Annotated in this window: 11 protein-coding genes; 3 read left to right on the top strand and 8 right to left on the bottom strand. The window is 40.4% G+C overall.

Annotation, left to right across the window (positions count from 1 at the left end):
- Positions 1-10: 10 nt before the first annotated feature.
- From PTRA_RS12335 to pomA, 3 genes are all read right to left on the bottom strand, one after another.
- Positions 11-1,951, bottom strand: a complete 1,941-nt coding sequence (locus PTRA_RS12335; protein ID WP_058373993.1) for a DNA topoisomerase III — start codon at positions 1,949-1,951, stop codon at positions 11-13.
- Positions 1,952-2,153: 202 nt separating this feature from the next.
- Complete coding sequence (locus tag PTRA_RS12340; RefSeq protein WP_011329012.1) at positions 2,154-3,074, bottom strand: flagellar motor protein MotB; 921 nt, start codon at positions 3,072-3,074, stop codon at positions 2,154-2,156.
- Between the two features lie 2 nt (positions 3,075-3,076).
- Positions 3,077-3,844: a flagellar motor protein PomA gene (gene pomA, locus PTRA_RS12345; protein WP_041454537.1), complete on the bottom strand. Its 768-nt coding sequence runs from the start codon at positions 3,842-3,844 to the stop codon at positions 3,077-3,079.
- A 268-nt stretch (positions 3,845-4,112) separates the two neighbouring features.
- Between pomA and PTRA_RS12350 the strand changes: the two genes are divergently transcribed.
- From PTRA_RS12350 to dxs, 3 genes are all read left to right on the top strand, one after another.
- Positions 4,113-4,355 carry an exodeoxyribonuclease VII small subunit gene (locus tag PTRA_RS12350; protein ID WP_058373994.1) on the top strand — a complete coding sequence of 81 codons (243 nt, stop codon included), beginning with the start codon at positions 4,113-4,115 and terminating at the stop codon, positions 4,353-4,355.
- Between the two features lie 2 nt (positions 4,356-4,357).
- Positions 4,358-5,245, top strand: a complete 888-nt coding sequence (gene ispA, locus PTRA_RS12355) for a (2E,6E)-farnesyl diphosphate synthase (protein ID WP_058373995.1) — start codon at positions 4,358-4,360, stop codon at positions 5,243-5,245.
- A 112-nt stretch (positions 5,246-5,357) separates the two neighbouring features.
- Entirely contained in the window at positions 5,358-7,220 is a 1,863-nt protein-coding gene (gene dxs / locus PTRA_RS12360) for a 1-deoxy-D-xylulose-5-phosphate synthase (RefSeq protein ID WP_058373996.1), read from the top strand.
- A 67-nt stretch (positions 7,221-7,287) separates the two neighbouring features.
- Here the strand turns inward: dxs and PTRA_RS12365 are convergent, their stop codons facing one another.
- From PTRA_RS12365 to ribH, 5 genes are all read right to left on the bottom strand, one after another.
- The gene (locus PTRA_RS12365; protein WP_058373997.1) at positions 7,288-10,374 is read right to left on the bottom strand and encodes a ligand-binding sensor domain-containing diguanylate cyclase; all 3,087 of its coding nucleotides are present in this window, start codon (positions 10,372-10,374) and stop codon (positions 7,288-7,290) included.
- 35 nt (positions 10,375-10,409) lie between these two features.
- Positions 10,410-10,895, bottom strand: coding sequence for a phosphatidylglycerophosphatase A family protein (locus tag PTRA_RS12370; RefSeq protein ID WP_011329018.1), 486 nt, complete (start codon positions 10,893-10,895; stop codon positions 10,410-10,412).
- Complete coding sequence (gene thiL / locus PTRA_RS12375) at positions 10,892-11,866, bottom strand: thiamine-phosphate kinase (protein WP_058373998.1); 975 nt, start codon at positions 11,864-11,866, stop codon at positions 10,892-10,894. Before thiL ends, PTRA_RS12370 begins: the two co-directional genes overlap by 4 nt.
- A 93-nt stretch (positions 11,867-11,959) precedes the next feature.
- Positions 11,960-12,370 carry a transcription antitermination factor NusB gene (gene nusB, locus PTRA_RS12380; RefSeq protein WP_011329020.1) on the bottom strand — a complete coding sequence of 137 codons (411 nt, stop codon included), beginning with the start codon at positions 12,368-12,370 and terminating at the stop codon, positions 11,960-11,962.
- A gap of 15 nt (positions 12,371-12,385) precedes the next feature.
- Positions 12,386-12,850, bottom strand: a complete 465-nt coding sequence (gene ribH / locus PTRA_RS12385; protein WP_011329021.1) for a 6,7-dimethyl-8-ribityllumazine synthase — start codon at positions 12,848-12,850, stop codon at positions 12,386-12,388.
- Positions 12,851-12,924: the final 74 nt, after the last annotated feature.

Below are 12,924 nucleotides of genomic sequence, written 5' to 3' on the forward strand. Positions count from 1 at the left end.
AGCTCTGTAATTAACTAACAACAGAGCTTTTTTTATAACTCGATTTTTTATAAGGCGTTTTTTGACCACGTTTAACAAAACGCTTTTTAGCTGAAGTTTTAGGCAGTTTTGCAAATACATTGCTATCGCAATTTGCAGCTTGTTGTACAAAACTATTTAAGTCGGCAAGTAAAGGCTGTAAAAATTGCTGATAGCTCATTACTTGCTGTGCAATATCACCTAAGCTCGATTCCCATTTAGCGGTTAAATCGGGGCGAACTAAACCTTGCGGTAGCACGCTAATAAGTGCACTTCCAGTTTCGGTTGCTTTAATTAATTTACCTTCGCGTTTTAAAAAACGGCGTTTAAATAGTAATTCAATGATCCCCGCTCGTGTTGCCTCTGTCCCTAAGCCATCGGTGTCTTTAAGTACTTTTTTTATTTGCGGATCCTGTACATACCGGCTTATGCCTGTCATGGCTGCAAGTAAAGTCGCATCACTAAAGTGCGCTGGCGGTGAGGTATATTTTTCAACAACCTCTCCTTGCGAGCAAAAAAGTAACATGCCTTTTGTTAAAGGCGGTAGCGTGGCTTCATCTTTTAATTCAGACTTACCCATTAGCACCTTAAAACCCAAGCTTACATCTTGCTTTGCATTTGCTTTAAATAACCCGCCAGCAATAGTTACTTCTGCTTTAGTTTCGTTATAAATATAGTCGGGATAAAACTGTATTAAATAATGACGACATATTAATTGATAAACCTTTGTCTCATCGCCACCCAAACTTGCCGACTTTAACTGTTTTGCCGTAGGAACAATGGCATGATGCGCAGCCACTTTTGAATCGTTAAAACATTTACTACGTTTTTTACTATCAGCTGCATTTACTAACTCAACACTTTGCCCGCGATTAACGCTTATTGCTTTTAAAATAGCAGACGCATCTTGGTGATGATCATTAGGTAAGTAGCGGTTGTCTGAACGTGGGTAGGTTATTAACTTATGACGCTCATAAAGAATTTGGCATATATCCAGCACCTTTTGCGCTGGCATAGCAAATGCTTTTGCCGCATCTATCTGCAAAGCAGATAAGTTATAAGGCAGTGGCGCAGTTTGTTTTTTTTGCTTTTGTTCAAGCACCGTTAGCTCAGCATTTTGCTGTGTGATCCGCGAGGCTACGTTTTCTGCCAATGCTTTATTTACTACTCGCCCCTCTTCGTCTTGATAAGGCTCGCATGCTTTACTGGGTATCCATTTTGCACTAAATGATTGTTTTTCAGGGGTGACTAAATGGGCTAATACTTCATAAAAAGGCTTTGATACGAAATTTGCTATGTCGTTATCTCTATTAACCACCAAGCCAAGTATGGGTGTTTGCACTCGCCCTACTGACAGTACGTTACCAAACCCAGCTTTTTGCCCCGCTAAAGTATAAGCACGGGTTAAATTCATACCAAACAACCAATCAGCACGAGAGCGCGCTAAGGCTGATACGCTCAGCGGAATAAACTCACGGTTAGAGCGCATAGTCGTTAATGCTTTTTTTACTGCAGCTAAGTTTAAATCACTTATTAATAAGCGTTGAATATGCTGTTTTTTGGTTTTGCTTATTTTGGCTTCTTCAATAACTTGATCGACAAGTAATTGTCCTTCGCGGTCGGGATCGCCAGCATGTACAAGCACTGTAGCCTGTTTTATTAGCTTTTTTAACACAGTAAGCTGCTTGCGAGTTTTAGTTTTTGCTTTTAATTGCCATTGTTCAGGAATGATAGGTAGGTGCTCAAACTGCCACTTTTTAAAGCGCTCATCGTAATCATCGGGTTCGGCTTGCTCTAATAAATGGCCAATACACCAAGATACGCAATCACCATTTGCGACTTCTATGTAACCATCGTGCTTTTTGTGCGGTTTTGGTAGCGCGTCGGCAATGGCGCGCCCTAATGATGGTTTTTCGGCAATATAGAGTTTCATAAGCAAGCTCTTTTACTGTTTATATAAACAGTAGTTTAGCATATCAATTTACAGTGTGGGATGTTTTTATTAAATCGAACTATTTAAGAGTTCTGAGGTATTTGGCTGAGGTGGTGACTTTTAGTCAAAATTGACTAAAAGTCACCTAAAATCAATAGCACTGTGTTTACTTAAACCAAGTGTGTTTTTAATAAAATGACTGCTACCTTACATCGATAGGATCAGACTCTTTGGCTTTTCCTTGTAAAATAGATATTTCGACCCGTCGATTACGACGGCGATCTTCATTGCTATCGTTTGGTACTAACGGCCGGGTTTCAGCACGTCCTACTACCATCATTCTATTTTTATCAAATCCAACTACTTTTTGCAGTTCACTGGCTACTGCAACTGCGCGCTTAGATGAAAGATCCCAGTTATTAATATATAACTCGTTTGAAACCTGAAAATCGTCGGTATGCCCCGACACTGTAATTTCTCCAGGTACATCTTTTAATAGCACGCCAATTTCTTGAATAATGGGTTTAAACTTAGGTTGTAAAAATGCGCTACCCGAAGGAAAAGAGCCATTTTCACGAATTCGAATGATTATTTGCTGCCCTAATGATTCAAGTTCTATGGCACCATCAATTATTTGTTTTTCTAACTGCTGGGCAATTTTTTTCACTAAGTCGTTTGTTTGTTGTTGATCGGCCGCTGAAATTGCTTGCTCCGATGCTTGCTCTTTGGAAGTACTACGCGACTCACCACCACGTTTATCGCCGCGCTGTTCTTGCCTTCCGCCTGCTGAGCTTTCATCCCCCGCCTGAAACTCCAACATTTGCTGGGTCATTTCTACCGTTTGTTGTTGAATTGTTTCAATCGGCGTCGGCTCTGGCTTGCCCGGAGTAAACTCCATAGCAATAACTGATGTGCCTTTGGGGATATCTTTTACTTCTATTTTATTTTGTACACCAAATGCAAATTTCATCGAACCAGCAATTTGTTTAAATTTAAGTACATCCATTTCAGAAAACGCAAGCAAGAGCACAAAAAAGCACATTAATAGCGACATTAAATCTGCGAATGTCCCCATCCACGCAGGTAAACCTGGGGGTGGGCACTTGCACTCTTGATCAGACATAGTTAATCCTCAGTGTTTACTTTACGTTTTGATTCAGCAAGATAGTTTTTCAAAATACCTTCTATTACTTTTGGATTTTGACCATCTTGAATACCTAAAACCGCATCTAAAATTAAACGTTGATTCATTGCCTCTTCGTCTTTACGCAGCTCCAATTTTGTTTGAATCGGAATAGCCACTACGTTTGCTAAAAATGCACCGTATAATGTGGTTAACAACGCCACCGCCATAGCCGGACCAATTGCTTTAGGGTCATCCATATTAGATAACATCGCAACTAAGCCAATTAAGGTGCCTATCATTCCCATTGCCGGGGCTATATCACCCAAAGATTTAAATAAAGTAGCACCTGACTCGTGTCGTGCTGTAGTTAATGAGATATCTTTTTGCAAAGTGGCACGCACTACATCTGCATCGTGGCCATCTACTAGCATGTCAACGCCTTTGCGCATAAATGGATTCGGTATTTCTGCCTCTTCAAGGGCTAAAAATCCGCCTTTACGTGCTGAATCTGCAAGCTCAACTGCTTTTTCAATTAGCTCTTCTGGCGACTCAAGCTTAAACATAAACGCTTTGGTAACCACCTTACCTATGCCAAAAAACTGTGACATAGTAAAGTTTGATAAAACGATAAATAATGAACCGCCAAATACGATTACAACAGAGGGCGTGTTGTAAAACATAGCCATTTCACCGCTACTACTCATAAACATGGACATGACAATTAAGCCAATTGCGCCAAGGATCCCAATAATGGTTGCTAAATCCACATTCCCTCCAAAGGTTTTTGCTTTTATATGCAAACGTTTGTTATTAATTGTTTATCGGCAAGATACTGAATTGCTTAAGCCATTTTTTATAGATAAACATAAAAAGCCGGATTAAGCACTATTCTAGATCAACTTGTGTTATCTATCTAATTATCAATTTTTTAAAACATAAAACGTTTATTAACGAAAAAACCATTTCATCCTTTGACCTAGTTTAGCATTCCCCCTAAAATTGACTTCTAAATTTATTATGTAAGTTGAAATAAAGATGGCGACTAAAAAACCTGAAAACTTAAGTTTCGAGCAAGCACTAGAAGAATTAACAACAATCGTTAGTGAAATGGAACAAGGTGATTTATCGCTTGAGCAGTCATTAAAACAGTTTGAGCGTGGCATTGCTTTGGCAGGCGCATCGTCTAGTAAGTTGCAACAAGCTGAGCAAAAGGTCGCTATTTTGATGGGCAAAGATGAGAAGTCTGCATTAACCGACTTTGATAATGATATGGAATAGCCGTGACTATTAAAGAACTTATTACACATGCTCAAACCGATGTAGCCAATACCCTTAACCTTTATTTTGACCAATCGCTTAATACTGACGAGACCATAAAAGCAGCCACCCATTATAGTTTAATGAATGGCGGCAAAAGATTGCGTCCTTTTTTGGTTTACGCAACGGGTAAAATGCTTGGCGCAGATAAGCAAGATTTAGACGTACTTGCCGCAGCTATAGAATGTATTCATAGCTACTCGTTAGTTCACGATGACTTACCGGCTATGGATGATGATGAATTACGTCGCGGACGCCCAACCTGTCATATAGTGTACGGTGAAGCACACGCAATTTTAGCGGGTGATGCACTGCAAGCCTTAGCATTTGAGTTAATAGCCAAGCATAATTTTAGTTGCAGTGCCAAAGCTCAAGTTAAAATGATTGCTGAACTGGCACATGCCTCTGGGTTACAAGGTATGGTGGCAGGCCAAGGGCTTGATATTGCAGCTACTGATAAAGTAATAACTGTGGCTGAACTTGAGCGTATTCATAAGTTAAAAACCGGTGCGCTAATAAGCTGTGCAATTACACTTGGGGCTTTGTGCTCAAACAATGTTAGTCAAAACACGCTAGAAAATTTAGCCACTTTTGGCTATGCCATAGGGCTTGCATTTCAAGTACATGACGATATTTTAGACGTAGAAGGCGATACCGTTACTTTAGGTAAACCTCAAGGGTCAGATATCGCTGCGAATAAAGCGACATATCCCGCTTTATTAGGTATGCTAGGCGCTAAAGAAAAAGCGCAAAACTTAATACAACAAGCCCATACAGCGTTAGCAAATATAGACGCCGATACCAGTGCTTTAGCGTCACTAGCTAACTATTTAATTGAACGTGACCACTAAACACGGCTTAAACGTATTGCAACTTAGCACTAAAATTATTACTGAACAGCAAATAACTCAAACAACGCGTTTGCACAGTTAGTTGATGTTAGCGAAGGACATATATAAAACCATGACACTTGATAGCAGCAAGTATCCATTACTTAATTTGGTTAACGAACCAGCCCACTTGCGAGACTTAGCACAAGATAAGCTTCCTGCATTTAGCCATGAGTTGCGTGACTACTTACTCAACTCGGTATCGCAAAGTAGCGGGCATTTAGCGTCTGGTTTAGGTACCGTAGAGCTCACTGTGGCCCTACATTATGTGTATAACACCCCAGATGATCGCCTTGTATGGGATGTAGGCCACCAAGCTTACCCACACAAAATACTAACCGGGCGTCGCGATTTAATGCACACCATTCGTAAAAAAGATGGCTTGCACCCTTTCCCATTTCGCGAAGAAAGCCAATACGATACGTTTAGTGTGGGCCATTCTAGTACCTCTATTTCAGCTGCGTTGGGCATGTCTATTGCTGCGCAAAAAGAAGGTAAAGGACGCAAAACGGTTGCCGTTATAGGCGATGGTGCTATTACAGCAGGCATGGCATTTGAAGCCATGAACCACTTAGGTGATGTAAAATCAGATATGTTGATCATTTTAAATGACAACGAAATGTCGATTTCTGAAAACGTTGGCGCGTTAACAAATCACTTTGCCCGTATTTTATCGGGTAGCTTTTATACTAACATTCGCGAAGGTAGTAAAAAGCTACTCTCGGGTGTGCCGCCAGTTAAGCAACTTGCCAGTAAAATGGAAGAGCACATTAAAGGGATGATGATCCCTGGTACCTTCTTTGAAGAATTAGGCCTAAATTATATTGGTCCAATTGATGGCCATGATGTAAACATGTTGGTAGATACGCTGCGTAATATGCGTAACTTAAAAGGCCCGCAATTACTGCATATAAAAACCCAAAAAGGCAAAGGGTATAAACCCGCTGAAGCCGACCCTATTGGTTACCATGGCGTACCAAAATTCGATCCAAGCACAACTAGCTTACCTAAATCTAAACCAAGTGCTGCTACTTTTTCAAAAGTATTTGGTGATTGGTTATGTGATATGGCTGAGCAAGACAGCAAGTTAATGGCGATAACACCGGCTATGCGCGAAGGCTCTGGCATGGTGCGTTTTTCAAAAGAGCATCCTGATCAGTATTTTGATGTTGCGATTGCCGAGCAGCACGCTGTAACCCTAGCCGCTGGTTTTGCTTGTGAAGGCTTAAAACCCGTTGTCGCAATTTACTCAAGCTTTTTACAACGTGCATACGATCAGCTAATTCACGATGTAGCGCTGCAAAACTTACCTGTGCTATTCGCCATTGACCGTGCTGGTATTGTTGGCGCTGACGGCGAAACACATCAAGGTGCGTACGATTTAAGCTTTATGCGCTGTATTCCAAATATGGTCATTATGGCGCCAAGCGATACAAACGAATGTCGCCACATGTTATACACTGGTTATCAAGCTAATTGCCCTGTTGCTGTGCGTTATCCGCGTGGTAGTGCTGGTACGGCAGAAATTGCGACTAATATGCAATTACTTGAAATTGGTAAAGCCGATGTTGTTAAGCAAGGCAGTAATGTAGCTATTTTATCGTTTGGTACTTTACTTGAAAACGCTCAGCTTGCCGCTAGCGAGCTAGGTGCAACACTTGTAAATATGCGCTTTATTAAACCGCTTGATACTGCGTTACTCGATGAGTTAATAAATAGCCACGATGTAATAGTTACGCTTGAAGACAATGCAATTTCTGGCGGTGCTGGCTCTGCGGTTAATGAGTATTTAGCAACGCAAAAAGCAAAGGTTAGCATTCTTAATTTGGGTATCCCTGATGAATTTATTAAGCACGGTACACAAGACGAAATGCACGACGAAATGGGCTTAGGCGAGCAAGGAATATTAACGGCTATCAAAGCGTTTATTAATTAACTTCCTACTCATTTAAAGCGTATTAAAAAAGGAGCCTAGGCTCCTTTTTTAATATCTAAATATTAGCTTAGCGCATCCACACTTTAATATCAGCTAAGCCATTGGCTTGTAGCAAGCCTATTTGTTGTTCAACATTAGGGTTTTGCTCAAACTCAAACGCATCTAACTGCTCATCAAAGGTAATATTAGCGACCCCATCGCCACCGCGTTTTTTTACTTGATGCAGTGCAATATCAGCTAAATTAATCGAGGTTTCCCAGCTAATAACTTGGCCACCTAATAGTGGTAGCGGATAGAACGACCAACCAATTGAGGCTGAAATATGAGTGCTTTTACCGTTTGGCAATTGAAATGCATGTTCGGAAATTCCTTGGCAAAGATCCGACACATAGCTGTCAATTAAGTTACATTTAAAGTCACGTAATAAAAGTAAAAACTCATCGCCGCTCCAACGTGCCACATAATCTGAGCCCTGAGTACGCGAATTAAGTAATACCGCCATTTGCTGCAAGCAACTATCTCCGGCAATTGGCCCATACGCATCGTTAATACGGCTAAAGTTATCTAAGTTTATAATTAATAGTACTAGCGACTTGCCCTGCGCTTGTAGTGACTGTGAGTTACGCTGAAAATGTTCAATATCTTTAGGTAGTTGGTCGAACAAAAAGCGGCGGCTACGTAACCCTGTAAGCTCATCTGAATGGCTCACTAGCTTAAGCTGTGAGTTAACTTTATTAAGTTTATCGTTTGCTTGACGAAGCTCTAAGGTACGGTCAGTGATCAACCCTTCTAACACTTCTTGTTTACGGCGCTCTTGCGCTCTAAATACCCAAAACACTAAATAAAACAATAAAACAAAACCACTGGTGATCAGTAATCTAAAGTAAATCGTTTCGTCAAAACGCTCAGGTACAACAAAAGCGTAATCAACAGATTGAGCTATGTTCCAATCTTCGCCTTGGCGTTTTGTTTCTAACTGAAACAAAAATGCACCAGCTGGAAGGTTAGTATAAATAGCTTCGCGGCGAGTATTAGCATATCGCCAGTCAGTATCTAAACCATTTAATTTATACCTAAACTCAATACTATTTGGCGCGTAATAATCAATAGCTGTGTATTTTAAAGTAACATCGCGCTCGTCTATTTTTAATCGCGGTTTATTACCTAATGCAGCTGTGGTTAAACTACGTAATGGTGTAGTTAATGTTTCAATTTTAGGTTTTAAACCACGCAAACCAAACAGCTCAACGCTTTTAGGTATTTCAACTACACCTTGTAAACTGGGATACCAAATGGAGTTGTCCATATCAACAACCGCGTCATGCCCTAAGCCATTACAACATTGGCTGGCTTTACCATCGAGTTGGCGATCGAACGAGGAAATAACCTCTTCAACTTTTAAGCTTTGGATCTGCGTTTTAAATTGATCTACCGGCATTCGATAAACACCTTTCATGGTGCTTACCCATATTCTTTTTAATTTTTCATCGTACTTTAAGCTAAAAATAGAACCATAAGGTAAACCGTTTGCCGCATCTAATTGCTGCCATTGTCCTTGTCCACTGCGATAAAATAAACCATCGTTTAACGAGCCAACTAATATCCCAACTCCATCTATATGCAAAATACTGGTTACATAAGCACTCTCTAAAGTAGTTTGGTCGCCTATTTTTTCTATTCCTCGGTCTGTAAAGTAATACGCACCTTTACTAGTACCAATAATGCCAAAATTTGGGGCATCTAATACAAAAGTAATAAACTTACTGCCTAAAAATGCATTATAAGCAAAGGGCCTTAAACCACTATAATTGAGTCGATACAAACCTCGGCCGGTACCAATCCAAAATCCGCCTCGAGTAGCCGAGCTAATTGCAAATACCGGATTGTCGTTTAATGCGCGCCCAGGAAAGCTGTAAAGAGTGTCGTCTTCATAAAAGAATAACCCTCGCCCAGTAGCAATATAAAGCCGATCGCCATCAAACTGTAAATCATGCACTGAGGCATGCCCATACTTGCTACTGTTTATTATATTGATAAAGTTTTTGTTAGTATCAAAGTAACCAACACCGCTTCTGTTAGCAATCCACAGTTTGTCATCGGGTGATTTACTAATCGCCATTACCGTTTCGGTCATTTTAGAAATTGCCGAGTGGCGCTCAATGCGGCCTTCGTGAGCCAGCCATAAACCTTCACTAAAACTGGCTAGCCAAACATTATTTTGATCATCACGAAACATGTCAGCAAACCAAATACTTTGATCTAACTGACTTGGCTCAACCCATTGCCAATCACCTGACTTACCACGAAATAATAAACGCCCATAAGTAGATACCCATAAGCCACCATTGGTGTCGCTCATAAATTTATAAACTGCAGAGTTATTCACATTAGGCAGTGGGAAAGAACGTAGTTCGTCATCTAAATCTAAAAAATAAGCACCCAACTCAGAAGCTAAATATAAATTACCATTTAAAAAAGAGAGATCGTGCACTATGGTTTGCGCTAAACTGTCGGGTAATGACACTTTGGCAGTAAGCTCTAAGCGTAATTTAGAAAAGTCAGCAGCACTTTTTGTCAGGCGCAGTAAATGTCTGTCGTTTACTAACCAAATGCCTTCAGGTGCGAGCGCCATCTTGCTCACAGAGCCAACTATTTGAGTAATAACAGTGGGATTAACTATGGGTGATGGCTCATTAGTTTGATCGCGTAAATCAACCAAACTACGGTCAACATAATAAAGACCATTAGCCGCTATCCAAATACCGCCTTTAGAGTCTTCTAAAATATCTCTAACGGGGCCTTTAATATTAAACTCTTGTGCACTAAGTGTTGCAGGGTCAATAACCACTAACCCATTTTTGGTGCCGATCCACAAAAATCCTTGGCCATCTATCAGTAATTTATTAATACCATTACTTGGTAAAAAAAGACTATTTTGCGTGTTGTAGTTGGTAAAAGTATTGCCATCAAAGCGACTTAAACCAAATTGAGTTCCCAGCCACATATAACCTTGCTGGTCTTGCACAACACTTTTGAGGGATTGTGAGGGGAGTCCGTCTTTAATATTCCATTGTTTAACTACGTAATCAGTAATTGAGGCCCAACTTGGCATAGCACAGGTTAGTAGTACAAAAACTAGTAAAAATCGCATCATATTGCTGCCACCTAGCTAAACAATCAAATAATAAACTAAAAGGGTAGTAAACCTACTTTTATCAGCGCTTGCAAACAAATAAGTGAAAATATACCTGCAAGTACGTCATCAATCATAATGCCAAATCCACCATGGGCACGCTTGTCGAGCACACGGATAGGACCTGGTTTGACTATATCAAAAAAACGAAACAGTAAAAAACCAACCAATAATGTTTGCCAGCTCAGTGCGGCACCAATCATAGTGATGTAATAGCCTGCCACTTCATCCCATACAATCGCGGGGTGATCGTGTACCCCTAAATCATCTGCGGTTTTGCCACAAGCCCAAATACCAAAAACACTGATCACTACAGCAAATACTATTTGTAACCACAACGGGTAGTGCATGGTTATAAAAATAAAAGGTAAAGCGGCCAAAGTACCAAATGTGCCTGGGGCTATAGGTGCAAGCCCAGTACCAAAACCTAAACCAAAAAACTGATGTGGACGCTTTAGGTTAAATAAACGCTTGTTGTTCAACTTAAATCCTTAGAAAAGTGCTCAAAACCTTGGTGCTTAAAAGTAAATTTTTCGCCTTTATGTAACAGGTCAATTTGCCCTTCGCCACTTTTTATTTGGCCAATACAAATTGCCTCTACGCCATATTGACGCAGCTTTACATCAAGCATACTTTTATTACTATCAGGCACGGTATAAAGCAGTTCATAGTCGTCGCCATAATTTAGTATAAATGGTAATTGTTGTTCAAAACCAAGGCTAGCTTTCATTGCATCCGAGGTGGGTATGCTTTCAATATTAACCGTTGCGCTAACCTGCGACATATTTAATATATGACCTAAATCGGCTAGTAAACCATCTGAAATATCAATAGCAGAAGATGCTAGCCCACGTAATACCTGCCCTGCGGCCACTCGAGGTGTAGGGAAGTTAAGGCGCTTTTTAATATGTTTTAGGTGCTCAGGTTCAATCGTTAAGCCTTGCTTGCGAGACTCTATTGCAAGCCCTGCATCACCTAACGGCCCAGTTACAAAAATCCAGTCACCTACTTTTGCGCCATTTCGGCATAACGCAGTGCCTTCGGGCACTGTACCTTTTGCACAAATAGTAATACTCAAGGGTCCTTGAGTCGTGTCGCCACCTATTATTTGCACATTAAAATATTCGGCAATTTCATGCATGCCGTCAGTCAATTCTTCAATCCATTGCTGATCAATACTCGGAAGTGTTAAAGCGATAGAAACCCATGTAGGCTCTGCCCCCATTGCCGCTAAATCACTTAAATTTACAGCCAATGCTCTGTGCCCGAGTGCGCGAGGTTCAATGTCGTCAAAAAAATGCACACCAGCGACGAGTGTATCGGTTGTAATAGCAAGCTGACAATTTTGCGGCACAGTAACTAATGCGCAGTCATCTCCAATCCCTAAGTTAACATCGCGGCGAGTAATACCACGACCTTTAAAATAACGATTAATTAATTCAAATTCCTTCATACACAAAAAAGCCGACCTATGCCGGCTCTCCTTTTTAACGGTAATTTATACCAGCCAATTTTGATAAAATAATTATCAAAATTTGACTAAATATTACTTACGTAAATGCTTAACTGCTTTATCAAGTACACCGTTTACAAATTTATGGCTATCTTCAGCGCCAAACATTTTAGCTAATTCAATGCTTTCGTTGATAGCCACTTTGTATGGAACATCTTCACGAAATTTTAGCTCATAGCTGCTTAAACGTAATATTGCGCGTTCAACCATATCTAACTCATCGAATGGACGGGTTAAATGCGGTGATACAGCCTCGTCTAGTTGCTTATAATTTACCGCAACGCCACTGGCTAAATCTTTAAAATATTCAACATCAATTTTAGTCACGTCGTTTTCGATCAACATTTGTTGTTCGATATCGGCAATTGCATTGCCACTTAATTGCCAAGAATAAATGGCCTGAAGTGCTAATATACGTGCTTTACGTCTTGCTGCTGGTTTCACAAAAATTCCTTAAACTTAAATTTTATCTAACACATTAACCATTTCAAGCGCGCCTAAAGCAGCTTCGCCGCCTTTATTGCCCATTTTGGTGCCAGCACGCTCAATTGCTTGTTCAATGCTTTCTGTGGTTAATACGCCAAATGCAACCGGTATATCATACTCAAGTGATACTTGCGCAAGACCTTTGTTTGATTCGCCAGCAACTAGGTCAAAGTGTGGAGTACCACCTCTGATCACTACGCCTAAAGCGATGATTGCATCATACTGTTTTTTTGCCGCAATACGTTTCGCTGCTAAAGGTAATTCAACCGCGCCAGGTACATAAACCACGGTAATATCGTCATCCGATACACCACCTGTGCGTTTTAATTCATCAATAGCGCCTGCTAATAAGCTACTACCAATAAAGTCATTAAAGCGAGAAATGACAATGGCAAATTTTTTGCCCGGAGCGTACTTACTACCTTCAATAATTTTCATTTGATAACCTTAAAAATAAGTTTGAGCGATTTCGATTGCGCAAAAATTGCAGCGCATCATACCATAAAAATAAA

The organism is Pseudoalteromonas translucida KMM 520 (genome assembly GCF_001465295.1).
GTDB classification, from domain to species: Bacteria; Pseudomonadota; Gammaproteobacteria; order Enterobacterales; family Alteromonadaceae; genus Pseudoalteromonas; species Pseudoalteromonas translucida.

What these genes read in the sequence shown, in the direction of transcription:
- PTRA_RS12335 (WP_058373993.1), bottom strand. Translation starts at nt 1,951, where the DNA reads ATGAAACTCTATATTGCCGAAAAACCATCATTAGGGCGCGCCATTGCC.
- PTRA_RS12340 (WP_011329012.1), bottom strand. Translation starts at nt 3,074, where the DNA reads ATGTCTGATCAAGAGTGCAAGTGCCCACCCCCAGGTTTACCTGCGTGG.
- PTRA_RS12350 (WP_058373994.1), top strand. Translation starts at nt 4,113, where the DNA reads ATGGCGACTAAAAAACCTGAAAACTTAAGTTTCGAGCAAGCACTAGAA.
- dxs (WP_058373996.1), top strand. Translation starts at nt 5,358, where the DNA reads ATGACACTTGATAGCAGCAAGTATCCATTACTTAATTTGGTTAACGAA.
- PTRA_RS12365 (WP_058373997.1), bottom strand. Translation starts at nt 10,374, where the DNA reads ATGATGCGATTTTTACTAGTTTTTGTACTACTAACCTGTGCTATGCCA.
- thiL (WP_058373998.1), bottom strand. Translation starts at nt 11,866, where the DNA reads ATGAAGGAATTTGAATTAATTAATCGTTATTTTAAAGGTCGTGGTATT.
- ribH (WP_011329021.1), bottom strand. Translation starts at nt 12,850, where the DNA reads ATGAAAATTATTGAAGGTAGTAAGTACGCTCCGGGCAAAAAATTTGCC.